This is a genomic window from Mycobacterium sp. IDUB_37 (assembly GCF_055419245.1).
The window spans coordinates 496,658-516,721 of the sequence record NZ_JBVAXG010000005.1; the positions used below are offsets into that span (position 1 = coordinate 496,658).

A 20,064-nucleotide genomic window follows, 5' to 3' on the forward strand; every position below is an offset into this window, starting at 1 on the left:
CGTCGAAGTTGAAGCCCGCCGACATCGACTACGTCGAAGCCCACGGAACCGGTACGCCGCTGGGCGACCCCATCGAACTCGACTCGCTGAGCAAGGTTTTCGGTGATCGGGAAGGTTCGCCGCCGTTGGTGATCGGGTCGGTCAAGACCAACGTCGGCCACCTCGAAGCCGCCGCTGGTGTCGCCGGGCTCATGAAGGCCGTGCTCGCCGTGCGCAACGGGCACATTCCTCGTCACCTCAACTTCCACCAGTTGACGGCACACGCCAGTGAGGCCGCAACCCGTTTGCAGATTGCGGGGCACGGCACGAAAGAGGGAATGGACTGGCCGGACACCGGCCGTCCGCGCCGGGCCGGTGTGTCGTCATTCGGCGTCAGCGGGACGAACGCGCACGTGGTGATTGAGCAGGCACCCGACCCGGTGCGGGTTCCGTGCGACCCGGATCCGGCGCTGTCGACGCTGGTGGTGTCGGGCAAGTCCGCGCAGCGGGTGGCCGCAACGGCAGCGGTGTTGGCCGACTGGATGGCAGGACCCGGCGCGCAGGTGCCGCTGGCCGATGTCGCCCATACCCTCAGTCATCATCGGGCGCGCCAGACCAAGTTCGGCACGGTGGCCGCCGTCGACCGCGACCAGGCGGTGGCAGGGTTGCGCGCACTTGCCGCGGGTGCAGCCGCCCCCGGTGTCGTCGCCCCCCGCGACGGCGCCGTCGGACCGGGCACCGTTTTCGTGTACTCCGGACGAGGATCGCAGTGGGCCGGGATGGGTCGCCGACTGCTGGCCGACGAGCCCGCGTTCGCCGCGGCGGTCGCCGAACTGGAGCCGGATTTCGTTGCCCAGGCTGGGTTTTCGCTGCACGACGCGATCGCCGGCGGCAGAGAACTCGTCGGCATCGAGCAGATCCAGCTGGGAGTGATCGGGATCCAGTTGGCGCTCACCGCGCTGTGGCGCTCTTACGGCGTGATCCCCGACGCGGTGATCGGTCACTCGATGGGCGAAGTGGCCGCCGCGGTGGTCGCCGGGGCGCTCACACCGGCGGAGGGGCTACGGGTGACCGCGACGCGATCGCGGCTGATGGCGCCGTTGTCCGGGCAGGGCACCATGGCGTTGCTGGAGCTCGACGCCGAGGCCACCGAGGCGTTGATCGCCGACTACCCGCAGGTGACCCTGGGGATCTATGCCTCGCCGCGCCAAAGCGTGATCTCCGGGCCGACCGCATTGATCGACGAGCTGATCGACAAGGTCCGCCAGCAGGGCGGTTTCGCCAACCGGGTCAACATCGAGGTGGCCCCGCACAACCCGGCCATGGACGCACTGCAACCCCAGATGCGTTCGGAATTGGCCGATCTCACCCCGCGGCCACCGACCATCCCGATGATCTCCACCACCTACGCCGACCTGCGCAGCAACGCGGTCTTCGACGCCGAGTACTGGGCGACCAACATGCGCAACCCGGTGCGCTTCCACCAGGCCGTCACACGTGCGGGGGCTGACCATCACACGTTCATCGAGGTCAGCGCGCACCCGCTGCTGACGCATTCGATCAGCGACACCCTCACGAGCGCGTACGGGACCGACAACTATCTGAGCGTCGGCACTCTGCAGCGCGACGCGCACGACACCCTGACCTTCCACACCAACCTGAACACCGCCCACACGACCCGCCCTCCCCAGACCCCGCACCCACCCGAACCCCACCCGGTGTTGCCCACCACCCCGTGGCAGCACACCCAGCACTGGATCAGCACCACTTCGGCCGCGTTCCACAGGGCCGACACGCACCCACTGCTCGGCATCGGGGTCACCGACCCCACCAACGGCACCCGGGTATGGGAAAGCGAACTCGACCCCGATCTGCTGTGGCTCGGGGACCACGTCATCGACGATCTCGTCGTGCTGCCGGGGGCGGCCTACGCCGAGGTCGCGTTGGCAGCCGCAACCGACACCTTTGCCCCTACCGGCGACCGGCCGTGGATGATCAGTGAGCTGACCCTGCAGCAGATGCTGCAGGTGACCGAAGGGACCGTGCTGGTCACCACGCTCACCGGCGACGAGCAGCGGTGCCGCATCGAAATACGTTCCCGTACCAGCTCTTCGGGCTGGACGGCGCATGCCACCGCAACCGTCGCGCGCGCCGAATCGGTGCAACCTGTTCAGCCACCCACCCCCGACGCCGCGGGCGGTGAACTCGACCCCGAAGACCTGTACCAGCGGCTGCGTGGCGCCGGCCAACAGCACGGACCCGCATTCCAGGGCATCGTCGCACTCGGCGTCGCGAAATCCGGCGCGGCCCGCGCCGACGTCCGGTTACCGTCGTCGGCCAGAACAGGTTCCCGCGACTTTTTGCTGCACCCGGTGATGATGGACATTGCGTTGCAGACGCTCGGCGCGACCCGGGTCGCGACCGACCTGGCCGGCGGGCAGACCGCGCGGTCGACCCTGGTGGTGCCGGTGCGCTACGCGGGAGTACATGTCTACGGCGACATCACCCGAGGCGTCTGCGCGGTGGGCTCTCTTGCCGAGGCCGACGGTCGGCTCGCCGGCCACGTGGTGCTGACCGATCCGGACGGCCACCCGCTCCTCGTCATCGACGAGGTCGAGATGGCGGTGCTCGGATCACGCGGCGGCGCAACTGAACTCACCGAGCGGCTCTTCGCTTTGGAATGGGAGCCGACACCGCTGGAAACGGCCACCGAAGCACCGGGCGGCCTACTGTTAGTCGGGGACGTCGCGCACGACCCGTTGCTCCCCGCGCTGCAGTCGTCGCTGCGCGACCGTGCGGCTCAAGCCGAAGTGGTCTCCGCGACCGACGAATCGACGTTGCGAGCGACCATCACCGGAAGCGACATCACTTGGGACGCCGTCGTTGTGGTCTGTCCGCCCCGATCGATCGACGAGTCGTTATCGGATGAGGCTCAATTGCAGTTGGCGCAGACGCGCACCCTGCAGATCGCCAAGGTGGTCGAGATCCTGACGCGGATGGGCTCGCGCAAGAGCCCGCGGCTGTGGATCGTCACCCGAGGCGCAGCGCAACTCGATCCCGGCGAGTCAGTCACGTTGGCGCAGAACGGGCTACGCGGACTGGCACGAGTGCTGACCTTCGAGCACTCGGAACTGACGCCGACGTGTGTGGACATCGAACCCGAAGGAACGGGCGCGCTGGCGGACCTGACCGAGGAATTGCTCGCCGGGGCCGACCACGACGAGGTGGCCTACCGCGACGGCCAGCGCTACGTGAACCGACTGGTGCCCGCGCCGACCACGACCAACGGCGATCTCGCCGGTGAAACTCGTTGCACGGTAATCGATCTCGACCGGGAGGGTGCCGTCCGACTGCAAATCGATCAGCCCGGCCGGCTGGACGCATTGACGATCCATGAAGTCAAGCGGATCAGGCCGCAAGGCGACCAGGTCGAGGTCCGGGTCGCCGCCGCGGGGCTGAACTTCAGCGACGTGCTCAAGGCGATGGGCGTGTATCCAGGACTCGACGGTGCGGCGCCGGTGATCGGCGGCGAGTGTGTCGGCTACGTGACCGCCATCGGCGAGGACGTAAGCACCGGGCAGACTCCCGTCGAGGTCGGGCAGCGCGTTATCGCCTTCGGCCCCGGCACTTTCGGCACTCACCTGAGCACGATCGCCGATCTCGTCGTCCCCATCCCCGACACACTGCCCGATTACGAGGCGGCCACGTTCGGCGTCGCATATCTCACCGCCTGGCACTCACTATGCGAGGTAGGGCGGCTGGCCCCCGGTGAACGTGTGCTCATTCATTCCGCCACCGGCGGTGTCGGCTTGGCGGCGCTCTCGATCGCGAAAATGGTCGGCGCACGTATCTACGCCACGGCCGGCTCGGACGCCAAACGCGAAATGCTGTCCGGACTCGGCGTCGAATACGTCGGCGACTCGAGAAGCGTGGACTTCGCCGACGAAATACTCGAACTCACCGACAGCCACGGCGTCGATGTGATTCTCAATTCACTTGCAGGCGAAGCAATTCAGCGCGGTGTGCAGATCCTTTCGCCCGGCGGACGGTTCATCGAACTGGGCAAAAAGGATGTCTTCGCCGATGCCCGACTGGGATTGGCCGCGCTGGCGAAGAGCGCGTCCTTCGCGGTCGTCGACCTCGACCTGAATCTGAAGCTGCAGCCGGCGAAGTACCGCACGCTGCTGCAACACATCCTCGAGCACGTCGCCGACGGCAAGCTCGAGGTACTGCCCGTCACTGAATTCAGCCTGAACCAGGCTGCTGACGCCTTCCGGCTGATGGCTTCCGGCAAGCACACCGGAAAAATCGTCATCTCGATACCGGAGCACGTCACCATCGAGGCGGTCGCATCCCCACCGCCGCAGCCGCTGGTCAGTGGCAATGGCGGCTACGTGATCGTCGGCGGCATGGGTGGTCTCGGTTTCGTCGTCGCCCGTTGGCTGGCCGAGCAAGGTGCCGGATTGATTGTGCTGAATGGACGTTCGGCTCCCGCGGACGATGTCCGGGCCACCATCGAGGACCTCAATGCGGCGGGTCACCGGATCGAAGTGATCACCGGCGACATCGCCGTGCCCGGCACCGCCGACCGCCTCGTGCAGGCCGTCGACGACGCCGGCTTCCGGCTGGCCGGAGTGCTGCACAGCGCGATGGTTCTCGCCGACGAGATCGTGCTGAACATGACCGAAACTGCCGCCCGACGGGTGTTCGCCCCCAAAGTGACCGGCAGCTGGCAGCTCCATCAGGCGACCATGGCTCGCGATGTCGATTGGTGGCTGACCTTCTCCTCAGCCTCCTCGCTGCTCGGCACACCCGGCCAGGGCGCCTACGCCGCCGCGAACTCATGGGTCGACGGCCTTGTCGCCTATCGGCGCGCAGCGGGACTGCCGGCCGTCGGAATCAACTGGGGCCCCTGGGCCGAGGTCGGGCGCGCGCAGAATTTCGCCGACCTCGGCGTCTCGCTGATCACGGTCGACCAGGGGCTGGCGGCTATGCAGACGGTGCTCGCCGCCGACCGGGCGCGTACCGGCGTGCTCAGCCTCGACGCACGGCAGTGGTTCCAGTCCTTCCCCGCGGTGGCGGGATCATCGTTGTTCGCGAAGTTGCAGGACGCCTCCCTGAAGAGTGGAGAACGCCGTGGCGGCGGCAAGGTTCGGGCCCAGCTGGATATCCTCGACGCCGCCGAGCGCCCCGGGCACCTGGCAGCCGCGATCGCCGACGAAATCCGGGGGGTGCTGCGCTCCAGCGGTCCCATCGACTACAACCGGCCGCTGGAAACGCTCGGCCTCGACTCGCTGATGGGCCTGGAATTGCGAAATCGGCTGGAGGCAGCCCTGGGCATCACGTTGCCGGTCGCGTTGGTATGGGCATACCCCACAATCAGCGATCTCGCGACGGCGCTGTGCGAGCGGATGGACTACGCGCCGCCGGCAGCCGCAGAGACTTCCACCGAGGAACCCGAATTGTCTGATGAGGAAATGGACTTGCTCTCCGATCTGGTCGACGCCAGCGAGCTGGAAGCCGCGTCGAGAGGTGATGCATGACGAGTCTGGCGGAGCGCGCGGCACAACTGTCGCCGAACGCACGGGCAGCTCTGGCGCGCGAGCTGATCCGGGCCGGCACGGCCTTTCCGACCGACATCGCCGAACCCATCGCCGTGGTAGGCATCGGTTGTCGCTTTCCCGGGAATGTGACTGGGCCGGATAGCTTTTGGCAACTGCTGATGGACGGCGTGGACACGATTACCGAGGTGCCACCGGATCGGTGGGATGCGGGCGCGTTCTACGATCCGGATCCATCGAGCCCGGGGCGGATGACGACGAAATGGGGCGGTTTCGTTCCCGATGCCGACGCATTCGACGCCGATTTCTTCGGTATCACGCCGCGTGAAGCCGTGGCGATGGATCCGCAGCACCGATTGCTGCTCGAGGTCGCCTGGGAGGCGCTCGAGCACGCAGGCATCCCTCCGGATTCCCTCAACGGCAGCCGAACCGGCGTGACGATGGGCCTGTCGTCGTGGGACTACACGATCGTCAATATTGAGCGCCGGGCAGACATCGACGCTTACCTCAGTACTGGAACGCCGCACTGCGCCGCGGTGGGACGGATCTCTTATCTGTTGGGGTTACGGGGTCCGGCCGTCGCCGTGGATACCGCGTGTTCATCGTCGTTGGTATCAATCCACTTGGCCTGTCAGAGTTTACGGCTGCGCGAGACCGACGTGGCGTTGGCCGGCGGGGTGCAGCTGACCTTGTCGCCGTTCACCGCCATCGCGTTATCGAAATGGTCAGCGCTGTCGCCGACGGGACGCTGCAACAGCTTCGACGCCAACGCCGACGGATTCGTCCGCGGCGAGGGTTGCGGCGTAGTGGTGCTCAAGCGTTTGGCGGATGCGTTGCGCGACCGGGATCGGGTGCTGGCGGTGGTGCGCGGTTCGGCCACCAACTCCGACGGTCGGTCCAACGGCATGACGGCACCGAACGCACTCGCGCAACGCGACGTGATCACGTCCGCTCTGCGGCTCGCCGATGTCGCCCCTGGCACCGTCGGTTATGTCGAAACACATGGCACCGGAACGGTGTTGGGCGACCCCATCGAGTTCGAGTCGCTCGCTGCGACCTACGGCCGCGTTGAAGGCGGAAGTGACGGCTCGTGCGCGCTGGGGTCGGTCAAGACCAATATCGGTCACCTGGAGGCTGCCGCCGGTGTCGCCGGTTTCATCAAGGCAGTGCTGGCGGTGCAGCACGGGCAGATTCCCCGCAATCTGCACTTCACCCGGTGGAACCCGGCGATCGACGCATCGGCGACCCGCCTGTTCGTGCCTACCGAAAGCGGCCCTTGGCCGACGGCACCGACGCCCGGGACGCGGCGCCGCGCCGCGGTGTCGTCGTTCGGTCTCAGCGGCACCAATGCGCATCTGGTCATCGAGCAGGCACCCGACGCGCCGGCTACCGCGGTACCGACGCCCTATGCCGCGGCCCATGTTTCGGCGCTGACGGTGTCGGGCAAGAGCCATCAGCGGGTGGCCTCCATGGCCGGGGCGCTCGCAGACTGGATGTCCGGTCCGGGTGCGACCATCCCATTGTCCGACGTGGCACACACGCTGCATCGGCACCGGACCCGGCATCCTGAGTTCGCCACGGTGATCGCGCGCGAACGCGCGGAGGCGATTGCCGGGTTACGAGCGCTGGCCGCCGGACAACCGCGGGTGGCGGTGGTCGGATGCGATCAACGTGCCAGCGCGCCCGGCCGGGTGTTTGTCTACTCTGGCCAGGGTTCGCAGTGGGCCGGGATGGGGCGGCAACTGCTGTCCGATGAACCGGTGTTCGCCAAGGCGATAGCCGAGCTCGAGCCGATATTCGTTGCTGAGACCGGCTTTTCGCTGCAGCAAACGCTGGCTGACGGCGAAGAAGTGGTGGGTATCGAACGCATCCAGCCGGTGTTGGTCGGGATGCAGTTGGCGCTGACCGAATTGTGGAAGTCCTACGGCGTGGCGCCGGATGCGGTGATCGGGCATTCGATGGGCGAAGTCACTGCCGCGGTGGTGGCCGGCGCGTTGACGCCCGAGCAGGGGCTGCGGGTGATCGCCACCCGATCGCGGATGATGGCGCGACTGTCCGGACAAGGCGCAATGGCGCTGCTGGAGTTGGACGCCGATAGCGTCACCGCGCTGCTTGTCGACTATCCGGAAGTGACGCTGGCGGTGCATGCCTCGCCGCGCCAGACAGTGATCGCCGGGCCGCCGGAACAGGTGGACGCGGTGATCTCGGCGGTCGCGGCGCAGAACCGGTTGGCGCGGCGCGTTGAAGTGGACGTGGCGTCGCATCACCCGATCATCGATCCGATACTACCCGAATTGCGCAGCGCGCTAGCAGATTTGGTGCCGCAGCGGCCGAGCATCCCGCTGATTACCACCGTCTACGAGAACGGCCAACCGGCGATGGACGCCTCGTACTGGTCGGCCAACCTCCGCAACCCGGTCCGGTTCCACCAGGCCGTGGCCCGGGCGGGCGCCGATCATCACACGTTCATCGAGATCAGCCCGCACCCGGTACTCACGCATGCCCTTACCGACACCCTGGCCGACGGTCATCTAGTGACGTCGGCGATGAACCGCGATCAGGACCAGACCCTTTTCTTTCACGCCCAACTCGTCACGGTGGGATCAGCCGAGTCCGACCAGACCGGCGGGCGACTCGTCGACGTGCCAACCACACCGTGGCACCACGCCAGGTTCTGGGTCGCGGACCGATCGGCGATGGCGGAGCTGGCCGCCGGGCACCCGCTGCTCGGCGCCCACATTGAAATGCCTTCCGGCGGAGGCCATGTCTGGCAGTCCGACGTGGGAACCGATGTAAGTCCTTGGCTGGCCGACCACAAGGTGTTCGGGCAATCCATCATGCCCGCCGCGGGATTTGCCGAGATCGCTTTGGCAGCGGCCGGCGAAACACTCGACGCGTCAGCCAACACGGCGGTTGGCGACCCTGTTATCAAGCGGTTGGAGGTCGAGCAGATGCTCCCCCTCGACAGCCACACCGTGCTGACGACGCAGTTGATTCGCCACGCGGAAGGCAAGATTCGTGTCGAAATCTACTCCCGTAAATCCAGCGGCGAGTTCACCAGGCACGCCACCGCCACGGTTGACCGGGCGCCGCACGCGGTTGCCCGTAGGTACGTCGAACCGAGTGCTGCGGGCGCGACAATCGTGTCACCGGCCGATTTCTATGCGCTGCTGCGCAAAACCGGTCAACACCACGGTCCCTCCTTCGCCGCATTGACCCGGATTGCGCGGTTGGCCGACGGTTCTGCGGAAACCGAAATCACCGTCCCCAACGAACTCCCCCGGCATCCCGGGTATCGACTCCACCCCGTCGTGCTGGACGCGGCACTGCAGAGCCTGGCTGCCGCGATATCCGACGCTGAGGTCGCGAGTTCGGCCGAATCCAACTACCTGCCAGTGTCGTTCGAGACGATCCGCATCTACGGCGACGTTGGTCGGCAGGTACGTTGCCGCGCGTTCTTGGACAATATCGACGGCGGCGCCGGCAAGTTGGGCAAGATCGCCTTGATCGACGCCTCGGGTTGCGTAGCGGCCGAGGTCGACGGTATCTATCTGCGCCGCGTCGAACGCCGCACGGTACCACTGCCGTTGGCGCAGAAGATCTTTGACGCCCAATGGACCGAAAGCCCACTCAGCGAAGTGACAGCGGCTGCCCAAATCGAGCGCGGAAGTTGGCTGGTACTCTCCCCCCCGACGCTGGACGCACCCGCCAAATTGCTGGCAGACGAATTCGTCCACCGCTGGCGCAGTTCGGTGAGACCCGTGCAGACCGCCAATCTTGATGACGAATCGGCGATGCTCGCCGCATTCGCCGAGACTGCAGGCGATCCCGAGCACCCACCGGCAGGCTTGGTCATTTTCGTTGGAAGCGCCGAAAAAGGGCTGGACGGGCAGCTGAGCGCCGCGCGAGAGTGGGTCTGGTCGATCGCAACCGTCGTGCGTGCGGTCGTCGGGACGTGGCATGGCCGATCACCACGGCTGTGGTTGGTCACCCGGGGCCAGCTTTGCGTGCGCGAAGGCGAGCCGGTGTCCCCGGCGACGGCCGCGTTGAAGGGCCTGGTGCGAGTCCTCGCCTTCGAGCATCCCGACCTGCGCGCGACTCTGCTCGACCTGGACCTCGCCGACAGCACGCACGACCCGATTGCCGCGCTCAGCGCAGAACTGCACGGCCCCGACGGAGACGACCTCATCGCGCGGCGTGGTGAACGACGCTTCGTCGAACGGCTGTCGCGCGCCACTCTCGATTCGGGCACGCACCGCCCGGTGGTGCGTCCGGGCGCCGCGTACGTCGTCACGGGAGGTCTAGGGGGTCTCGGCCTGGTCGTTGCCCGGTGGCTTGTGGACCGCGGCGCTGGGCGCGTCATTCTCAACGGCCGCAGTGAACCCACCGAAGAACAGCAGAAAGTACTGGCAGAACTGGAAGTCCGGGCCGAAATCGTGTTCGTGCGCGGCGACGTAGCGGCGCCGGGAGTGGCCGAAAGCCTCGTCGAGGCGGCGGGCAGAGCCGAGCTGCGCGGCGTCATCCACGGCGCCGCGGTCATCGAAGACCGGCTGGTCACTTCCATGACCAGAGATAGCCTGGAACGGGTGTGGGCGCCCAAGGCCGACGGAGCACTGCGCATGCACCATGCGAGCGTTGGTTGCGAGCTCGACTGGTGGCTTGGATTCTCCTCCGCCGCTTCACTATTGGGCTCTCCGGGGCAGGCGGCCTACGCGTGCGCCAGCGGGTGGCTTGACGCCCTGGTCGAGTGGCGTCGCGCGGCGGGCCTGCCTGCGGCGGCAATCAACTGGGGACCGTGGTCGGAGGTGGGTGTCGCGCAGGCCTTGGTGGGAAGTGTCCTCGACACCATCACACCAGCGGAGGGCATCGAAGCTCTCGATGAGTTGCTGGCCGCCGACCGGGCGGTCACCGGCGTTACCCGCCTTCGTGCCGACCGGGCACTGACCGTCTTCCCAGAGATGCGCGGCATCGGCTATTTCTCCCGGGTGGTCGAGGAGCTGGATACGGCCGGCGACCTGCGCGACTGGGACGGTCCCGACGCGCTTCGCGACATGGACCCCGCAGTGGCCCAGCAAGCAGTGACCGACCGGATGCGCGCGCGCATCGCCGCGGTAATGGGCTACGCCGACGCATCGGCCGTCGATGCCGGCATGCCCCTGACCGAGTTGGGACTGGATTCCCTGATGGCGGTGCGGATCCGCAACGGGACGCGGGCGGACTTCGGTGTGGAGCCGCCGGTGGCAGTGATACTGCAGGGCGCGTCCCTGCGAGATTTGACGGCCGACTTGATGCGCCAACTCGGGCTCTCGAGTCCGGATGCAGGCGACGAGAACGAGAAAAGTAGTGCCACCGTTCGCGACCGGGCGCAGCAGCGCGCGGTAGCGCGACAAGGAGCCGCGATGCGGCGCAAAGCGAAACCTGGATCACAGGGAGGAACAAAGCAGTGAGCATCCCCGACAACGCGATCGCGGTGGTCGGCATGGCCGGCAAGTTCCCTGGCGCCAACGATCTTTCGGCGTTTTGGAGCAATCTTCGACGCGGCAAGGAGTCGATCGTCACGCTGTCCGAGCAGGAACTGCGCGACGAGGGAGTCAGCGAACATGCCCTGGCCGCTTCGGCGTATGTGCGTCGCGCGCCACTGCTCGACGGGATCGACGAGTTCGACGCCGGCTTCTTCGGCTTCCCGCCGCAGGCCGCGCAGGTTCTGGATCCACAACACCGGTTGTTTCTGCAGTGCGCGTGGCATGCGCTCGAGGACGCCGGCTGCGACCCCGCACGGTTCGACGGCTCGATCGGCGTATACGGAACCAGTTCTCCCAGCGGCTATCTCCTGCACAACCTGATGTCGCACCGCGACCCGAACTCGGTGATGGCCGAGGGACTCAACTTCGATCAGTTCAGCCTGTTCCTGCAGAACGACAAGGATTTTCTGACAACCCGGATCTCCCATCAGTTCGACCTACGTGGCCCGAGCCTCGCGGTGCAGACCGCGTGTTCGTCATCGCTGGTTGCCGTGCATCTGGCTTGCCTGAGCCTACTGTCTGGTGAGTGCGACATGGCGCTGGCCGGTGGCGTATCCCTCTGTGTCCCAAATCATGTCGGATATTGGCACTCGCCCGGCCAGATGCTCTCGGCCGTAGGCCACTGCCGTCCCTTCGACGTGCGCGCCGACGGCACGGTGTTCGGCAGCGGTGTAGGACTTGTGGTCCTCAAGCCGTTGCAGGCAGCCTTGGACAACGGAGACCGGATCCATGCCGTCATCCGTGGATCGGCGATCAACAACGACGGATCAGCCAAGATGGGATTCGCCGCACCCAGCGCGTCCGCTCAGGCCGACTGCATCGCCGAGGCACACGCGGTGTCCGACGTCGACGCGTCGACGATCAGTTACGTCGAAACACACGGCACCGGAACACCGCTGGGTGATCCCATCGAAATCCAAGGACTGCGAACAGCATTCGAAGTCTCCGAAGAACCACGTCCGGGCCCGTGTGTGATCGGCTCGGTCAAATCCAACATCGGCCACCTGGAGGTCGCCGCTGGGATCGCCGCGCTGATCAAGACCATCCTCTGCCTCAAGAACAAGGCAATTCCCGCCACGCTGCACTACACCAGCGCCAACCCGGAATTGCATCTCGACGAAACGCCGTTCACCGTGCAAAGCCGTTATGGCGCATGGGAATCCGACGGGTTGCGCCGGGCCGGGGTCAGCTCGTTCGGCATCGGTGGCACCAATGCCCACGTGGTACTGGAAGAGGCGCCCGCGACAGCTCCGGCGCCGACCGGACAGGTTGGCCCGCAGGTACTACTGCTGTCGGCGCGAACCGCCGCGGCCCTCACCGAGGCGCGCACTGCGCTGGCAACCACCCTGGAGCGTGCAGGCGCACCTGACCTCGCCGATGTCGCCCACACGCTCGCCGGACGACGCAGGCACGGCGTCACCATGGCCGCCGTCGTCGACGACCGGGCCCAGGCGATCAGCCTGCTGCGCGCCGCCGAACACGACAACGTCTTCGTCGGCGCATCCGCGGCAGACAGCGACGCCGCCACCAGAGACCGAGTGGTTTTCCTGTTCCCCGGTCAGGGCGCCCAGCACGTCGGGATGGCCAAGGGCCTCTACGACTCCGAGCCTGTGTTCGCCGAACACTTCGACGCCTGCGCGACGGCGTTCCGGGCCGAGAGCGGGCTGGATCTGCCGGACTTGATCTTCGGCGAATCCGGGCCGATCGCAAGCGCGGCGCAGCCGGGCGCAGCGGGTCGGACCGAATCAGGCTCGGGCTCTACGACAACTGATTTGGAGCGCATCGACCGCTCACAGCCGGCGTTGTTCACGGTGGAATTCGCTTTGGCAAAGCTGGTCGAGAGCTATGGCGTGCGGGCCGACGCCTACATCGGTTACAGCACCGGCGAATACATCGCGGCCACCCTGGCCGGCGTGTTCGACCTGCAGACCGCGGTCAAGACGATCGCGTTGCGGGCCCGCCTGATGCATGAGGCCCCGCCCGGCGCCATGGTCGCAGTCGCGTTGAGCCCGGCCGATGTCGCGCAGCACCTGGTGGACGGCGTCGAGTTGTCTGCGGTGAACGATCCCGACAACTGCGTCGTCGCCGGACCCAAGAACGCGATCCGCGCGTTCACCCAGCGCCTCAGCGAGCACGGCGTTGCGGTGCGCCGGGTACGCGCCACCCACGCATTCCACACCAGCGCGATGGACGGCATGCTGGGTGAGTTCGAGAAATTCCTATCCGGTCAGCAGTTGAGAGCCCCGAATACCCGACTGCTGAGCAACCTCACCGGAACCTGGCTTTCCGATGAGCAGGCCACCGACCCGGCCACCTGGACCCGTCAGATCAGTTCCACGATCAGGTTCGCTGACGAACTCGACGCCGTACTCACTGATCCGAAGCGGATCCTGGTCGAGATCGGTCCCGGCGGCAGCCTGACCGGTTCGGCGATCCGCCACCCCCGGTGGTCCAGCAGTCACCGTTCCGTCCGGCTCATGCGCCATCCCATTCAGCAGGCCGACGACCGCGACACCTTCCTGCGCGCCCTCGGCGAACTCTGGTCGGCCGGGGTGGATGTCGACTGGGCCCCCTTGCACTCCGGCAACTCCCCGCACATCGTCTCCCTGCCCGGCTATCCGTTTGAGCGTCAACGGCATTGGATCGAACCGAAGGTCACGGCACGGGAGCCCGGCACCGCCGCCAGCAACGGTTCGCCCGTCAGCGCACAGGTTAAAGGCGCGTCGACTGCCGAGGCCGACTCGCAAACCGCGACGCAAACCGGAGCGACGCTGCAACGCGTTTGGGAGCAGTGCCTAGGAGTCAGGTCGATCGATCCGGGTGCCAATTTCTTTGACCTGGGCGGTGATTCGCTAATGGCAATCAGTATCGCCATGGCAGCCGCCAACGAGGGCCTGAGCATCACGCCCCAGGATCTTTACGAACACCCGACCCTGGCGGCACTGACCGCGGCCGTCGATGCGGCGTTCACCGCCAGTGGCTTGGCCAAACCACCAGAGCCCGAGTCGGATCCGGCGGTGCTGCCGAACACCACCTACTTCCTGGAGCGAGGGTTGCGCGATGGCGGCCGTTGGCGGGTGCCACTGATCCTGCGACTGGCCTCCTCGGTGACACAAGAGGACATCCTGACGGTGCTCACCGCGCTGACCAATCATCACGACGTGCTGCGACTACAACTGGTCGACAACGCCGGAGTGTGGGAGCAGCGTATTGCCGCACCATCGGATTTCGTCGGTCTGGCCGTCCGGTCGCTGCCCGGCGATCTGCCCGATCAATCAGCCGGCGAAAGCGCCGAAGAGCGAGCGGCGGTATCCAGGATTCTGGCCGAAGCCATTGTGGAGCAGAGTGATTCGACTGCTCCGCTTGCCGCTGTACACATCATTGGCGCTGCCGGTGGGCCCAACTATCTGGGGCTCGGAGTGCACGCGATGGTCGCGGACACGGCATCACACCAGATTCTGGGCAGCGACATCGTCATCGCATTCGGTCAGCATCTGGCCGGCCAAAAGATCACGCTGGAACCGGCCGCCACCGGGTGGCGTGAGTGGTCACAGCGGTCGGCGGCACTGGCCACACACCCGGCAGCGCTTGACACCCGCACCTTCTGGACCGAGAACGCCGCCAGGGTGACCCGTTGGCTGACCGAACCGGATGGCACGCCTTCGCCCACCGCCGACGACCTGGCCAAGTTGTCCTGCAGTCTCGACTACGAGCAGACCTCGGAACTCGACGACGCGCGGCGCCGGTTCCGTCGCCCGATTCAATCGATCCTGCTTGCCGCGCTGGGCCGCACCATCGCCCAGGTGGTCGGCGACGGCGTGGTCGCGGTCGAACTCGAAGGCGACGGTCGCTCGGTACTGCGCCCTGACGTCGACCTGCGCCGCACGGTCGGCTGGTGCACGACGTACTACCCGATGGCGCTGGAGTGCGCCGCCGGCGAAGGCACCGCCGTCGTCCGTCAACTGGACGCAGTAAATGACACTCTGAACTCCGTTCCGCACTATGGAATTGGCTACGGACTGCTCCGGTACGTCTACGCGCCCACCGGTCGCGCATTCAACGCGCAGCGCACACCCGATATTCATTTCCGTTATGCCGGAGCCATTCCCGAACTCCCGCCGGTGAATGCGCCGGTTGCGTTCGACTCCGATGTCACGATGCCGATACGCGAGACGATCCCCGGCCTCGGGCACGCGATCGAGGTCCGCGTCTACCGGTTCGCCGGCTCAACTCAGCTCGATTGGTGGTATGACAAGCGGCGGGTTCCGGCGGCAACCATGGAAGCACTCGCCCAGACCTTCCCGCATGCGCTGAGCGAGCTGATCCAGGAAGGCCAGGAAGGCCTGGCCACGGTGCAAAGCGAATTGGCCGGAGTCCACGAGGCGGGCGCCCTGGTGGACCTGTCGAGTCTCGACTGAGGAGAATCTGCATGCCCGACATACCCGCCGAACCCGCAAAACCCGCCGAACTCGCCGTGGCGGTTCGCGGGATCAGCAAGGTGTTCAGCACCCGGTCCGGACGGTTCGGCTTGACGTCCGGCGAGGTCATGGCCCTGGAAGACGTCAGTTTCGAGGTGGGCCGCGGCGAAGTGATCGGTCTGCTCGGCCCTAACGGCGCCGGTAAGACAACCATGGTGGACATCCTGTCCACGCTGACCCGCCCGACCAGCGGTTCGGCGACGGTCGCCGGACACGACGTCGTTTCCGACCCCGCCGGCGTGCGCGCCTCCATCATGGTCACCGGCCAGCAGGTCGCGCTCGACGACATGCTCTCCGGCGAACAGAATCTGGTCATGTTCGGCCGCCTGTACGGGCTGAGCAAACAGACTGCCCGCGCCCGTGCGGCCGCGCTGCTCGAACAGTTCGACCTCGTGGAGGCAGCGACCCGCCGGGTCAGCACCTACTCGGGCGGCATGCGCCGACGCATCGACATCGCGTGCGGACTGGTAGTCCAACCCCAGGTTGCGTTTCTTGACGAACCCACCACCGGGCTGGATCCACGCAGTAGACAAGCGATTTGGGATCTGGTCGGCAACTTCAAGAAGTTGGGCATCGCCACGTTGTTGACCACCCAGTATCTGGAGGAGGCCGATGCACTCGCCGACCGCATCATCCTGATCGATCGCGGCACGATCATCGCCGAGGGCACCGCCGACGAACTCAAGCACCGAGCCGGCGGCACATTCTGCGAAATAGTGCCGCGGGACGTCAAAGATCTGCCGGCGATGGTTGCCGCCCTCGGCGCGCTGCTGCCCGAACAGCAACGGGCGATGCTGACTCCCGAATCCGACCGGATCACCATGCCCGCACCGGACGGCACCAGCACGCTCATCGAAGCGGTACGACTGCTGCACGCCGCCGACATCGAGCCGGCGGACATCGCGCTGCGGCGTCCCTCGCTCGATGACGTATTCCTGTCCATGACAGCCGATCCCAGCGAGGCCCGTGCGCTCAGCCACCTCACCTCGGAGGCAGCGCGGTGAGCGCACCCGCCCTCAGCGCGCCCGCGGGCTCCAGCGTGGCGAGGCCTGCGCCCTCGACACTTCGGCAGTGGTGGGTGCTCACCATCCGCTTCATCGCACCGACGCTGCGCAACGGTGAACTGATCACGGCGATCGGCGCGTCGGTGTCATTCGCGATCGGGTTCTACGTTCCCTTCTCCATCCCATGGAACCACTACGTCGGCAACGCCAGCAGCGGCGTCGCCAGCAATCTCGGGCAATACATCACGCCGTTGGTCACGTTGCAGGCGATTGCATTCGCCGCGATCTCGTCAGCGTTTCGGGCCGCAACCGATTCGCTGCAAGGGGTCAATCGGCGGTTTCGCTCCATGCCAATCGCTCCTGTGACCCCGGTACTCGCCCGGGTGACGGCCAGCGTCTACCGGTGCTGCGTTGGCTTGGCGGTGTCGCTGATCTCCGCCCACGTGATCGGGTTCCGCTTCCATCGGGGCGCGCTGTACATTGCGGGCTTTTGCGTGCTGGTAATCACGATCGGGGTGCTGCTGTCCTTCGGCGCCGACCTGATCGGCACCGCGACGCGCAATCCGGACGCAATGCTGCCGTTGCTGACCATGCCGATTCTGATCTTCGGGTTGCTGTCCGTCGGCCTCGAGCCGCTCAAGATGTTTCCGCACTGGATCCAGCCCCTCGTGCGCAACCAACCCATCTCGCAGTTCGTGTTGGCGTTGCGCGCATTCGCCGGCGACACCATCAAGTCGCCGGTACCTGTGACGTGGGCGGTCATGACACCGTCCCTGTTGTGGCTGGCCGGTATCGCAATCTTTCTGGTTCCGATGTCCATCCTCGTCTTGGGCCGACGCCCATGACCGCGGCGACACAGGGGCCCGAAGCCGGGTTCGCGCCGTTACGCAACCAGTACCCGGAGAACTCGATACGGCTGCTGATTCCACAGACTTGGGTGCAGACCCAGCGAATTCTGACCAGGTGGGGCCGAGATCTTGTCACCGTCTCGGAGGCCCTGGTGATACCGGCCGCGTTCATGCTGGTGCTCTACATCGTGCTGGGGAACCTCATCTACGCGATGACGCATGACAGCGCCTTGTACAGCATCGTTCCGCTGCTGGCACTGGGCGGCGCGGTCAGCGGATCGGCGTTCGTCGTACTCGACCTGATGCGCGAGCAGACAAGCGGCCTGCTGACTCGATTGTGGGTAATGCCGGTACACCGGGCGTCCGGCCCGCTGGCCCGGATCATCGCTGAGGCGATCCGGATCCTGGTTACCACCGGCGTGATGCTGGGCGCCGGGGTGCTGTTGGGTTTCCGATTCCGTGGCGGGGCGCTCGCGACGCTGATGTGGCTCGGGGTCCCGGTGATCCTCGGCATGGCCTTCGCCGCCCTCACCACCACCGTCGCGCTGTTCGTGTCGAAAACGCTTGTGGTGGAAGCGGTTGAGCTGTGGCAACTGCAGTTGGTCTTCTTCTCAACCGGCCTGCTCCCGGTCAATCAGTATCCCGGTTGGGTTCAGCCGTTCGTCGCGCACCAACCGGTGAGCTACGCGATTGCGGCGATGCGTGGCTTGTCGATGGGCGGACCCGTGCTGGCACCGATGATTGCCACCCTGCTGTGGAGTGCCGGCATCGCTGCCGCGTGCGCGGTACCGATGGCGATCGGGTACAAACGGGCCAGCACGCACTAAGTTGAGTGGTTACAGACAAACAAGCGGCGAAAAGGCGGAATTCTAAACGTGTTTCCCGGGTCGGTGATCCGAAAGCTGTCACGCAGCGAGGAAGTCTTCGCGCAGTATGAGGTGTATACCGCCGTTACGGTGCACCTGCACGGCCGGATCGACGCCGATGCTCTGTCAGAGGCCTTTGACGCACTTGTTGACGCCCATCCGATCGTGGCCAGCCACCTGGAGCAAATCCCCGAGGGCGGTTGGCAACTCGTCACCGACGACATGATGCACCCGGGCATCTGGGTGACCGATCGCGCCGGCGCGTCGCAGAACTACGAGATCCGGCTCGATCAGGGCGAGTGCCTGCTGTATCTGGAACTGGTTCTGTTGGAGGACTCCTCCGACCTGACGGTCTTCCTCCATCACAGCATCGCCGACGGCCACCACGGAGCCGGCCTGTTCGACGAGTTGTTCTCCCGGTACACCGATGTGGTCACGACCGGTGACCCGGGTCCGGTAGTCCCGCAACCCGCACCGCAACCGCTCGAGGTCGTGCTGGAACAGCGAGGCGTGAAGAAACTGGGCATGACCGGCATCGAACGTTTCATGCCGGTGATGTTCGCCTACGACATACCTCCCGTGGTGAAGCCCACCATCGTCGCGACTCCTGGTCGCCCCAAACTTGTTCCAATCACCCGGGTCCTGCTCACCGAGCAGGAGACGGCCGATCTGGCGGAGTTCGCGCGGGAGAACGCGGTCAGCGTCAACACCGTCGTGGCCGCAGCGATCCTGATGACCGAATGGCGGCTGCGGGAGACGCCACACATCCCCATCCCCTACGTGTATCCCGTCGATCTGCGGTACTTCGTCAGTCCGCCGGTGGCCCCGACCGAGGCCACCAACCTGGTGGGGGTGGCCACGTATCTCGCCGAACTCGGGCCGGATACCGACATCGTCGATCTGGCAACCGACATCGGCGCCACCTTCCGGGCCGACCTGGCCGCCGGGGTCATCCAGCAGTCCGGACTCAACTTCGGCGTGGCCTTCGAAGGAACGCCGGCCGGGTTGCCATCGCTGGTCTTCTGCACCGACGTGAGCGCGCTGCCGAGTGTGCGCATGCCCACCGGTATCGAATTAGAAAGCTTCAAAGGACAGTTCTATTGCTCGATTACCATTCCCCTGGACTTCTACGGCTGCGGAATGTCGGGACAGAATTTGGTGGTCGAAAACCATGGACACTCACCACATCGCATTGACGCTTTGCAGGCCATCCGCGAAATGTTGTGCTCCGCGCCGTCGGACTACGGCTGGGACGTGGAGTAGCCAAGGCTGGTTCTGGCCACACCTGTGTCGCGGCTGTTCGCCTTCAGGCACGGTCGTTTTCGGGAAAGGTCCGGCTTCAACTCATGGCCGCGCCGACTCGCAAGCACAAACCTCAGCAGGGTGTCTTCCCATTCGGCTCGCTGGTCTTGCCGACGCCGAATTATGTTGCGCTACAAGCACATCCGACACCGCCGCCCCTAACCCGCGAGGGCTTCGGGCGGGTCATCACCCTGCTGACCGACGATCCGCGCAACGCTCGGCTTTTCACCGACGTGATCGGCAGCGAAGTGCTCAAGGACACGGTCGGCGGCGCGGAGCACAGAATCGCCCAGCTGCTCAGCGAACTATTGCTCGCCGGACGCGAAGTCACGCCACGCCAACGTGATCGGCTGCAGCTCGCCGCGCTGGTGATCGTACCGGGCAGCGCGCAAGCCGTCACCAACTGGCTCGACGGAACGCTCACCGTCTCCCGAGAAGACCTCATCGACGAACTCGCGCAGATGTCGGTCGCCGCGGCGCGGACTGTGCACAGCGATCTCTGAG

The 20,064-nt window shown here is 66.0% G+C and carries 8 protein-coding genes (1 of these 8 running past the window's edge); all 8 read left to right on the forward strand.

The features are described from left to right. Positions 1 to 5,522, forward strand: the 3' portion of a protein-coding gene (locus ACZY1I_RS20120) for a type I polyketide synthase (protein WP_463756223.1). Its footprint begins 1,009 nt before the window's first position; 5,522 of the gene's 6,531 nt are visible here — the last part of the coding sequence; its start codon lies off the left edge, out of view; its stop codon occupies positions 5,520 to 5,522. Further along, complete coding sequence (locus ACZY1I_RS20125) at positions 5,519 to 10,987, forward strand: type I polyketide synthase (protein ID WP_463756224.1); 5,469 nt, start codon at positions 5,519 to 5,521, stop codon at positions 10,985 to 10,987. The genes ACZY1I_RS20120 and ACZY1I_RS20125 overlap by 4 nt, the downstream gene beginning before the upstream one ends. After that, positions 10,984 to 15,480, forward strand: coding sequence for a type I polyketide synthase (locus ACZY1I_RS20130; protein ID WP_463756225.1), 4,497 nt, complete (start codon positions 10,984 to 10,986; stop codon positions 15,478 to 15,480). The genes ACZY1I_RS20125 and ACZY1I_RS20130 overlap by 4 nt, the downstream gene beginning before the upstream one ends. Positions 15,481 to 15,491: 11 nt before the next feature. Further along, complete coding sequence (locus ACZY1I_RS20135; RefSeq protein WP_463756226.1) at positions 15,492 to 16,544, forward strand: ATP-binding cassette domain-containing protein; 1,053 nt, start codon at positions 15,492 to 15,494, stop codon at positions 16,542 to 16,544. Next, positions 16,541 to 17,389: an ABC transporter permease gene (locus tag ACZY1I_RS20140; RefSeq protein WP_463756227.1), complete on the forward strand. Its 849-nt coding sequence runs from the start codon at positions 16,541 to 16,543 to the stop codon at positions 17,387 to 17,389. The genes ACZY1I_RS20135 and ACZY1I_RS20140 overlap by 4 nt, the downstream gene beginning before the upstream one ends. Then, positions 17,386 to 18,219 carry an ABC transporter permease gene (locus ACZY1I_RS20145; protein WP_463756228.1) on the forward strand — a complete coding sequence of 278 codons (834 nt, stop codon included), beginning with the start codon at positions 17,386 to 17,388 and terminating at the stop codon, positions 18,217 to 18,219. The genes ACZY1I_RS20140 and ACZY1I_RS20145 overlap by 4 nt, the downstream gene beginning before the upstream one ends. 48 nt (positions 18,220 to 18,267) lie before the next feature. Then, positions 18,268 to 19,521, forward strand: a complete 1,254-nt coding sequence (locus ACZY1I_RS20150) for a phthiocerol/phthiodiolone dimycocerosyl transferase (protein ID WP_463756229.1) — start codon at positions 18,268 to 18,270, stop codon at positions 19,519 to 19,521. An 83-nt stretch (positions 19,522 to 19,604) separates the two neighbouring features. After that, positions 19,605 to 20,063, forward strand: coding sequence for a hypothetical protein (locus tag ACZY1I_RS20155; protein WP_463756230.1), 459 nt, complete (start codon positions 19,605 to 19,607; stop codon positions 20,061 to 20,063). The last annotated feature ends 1 nt before the right edge of the window (position 20,064 follow it).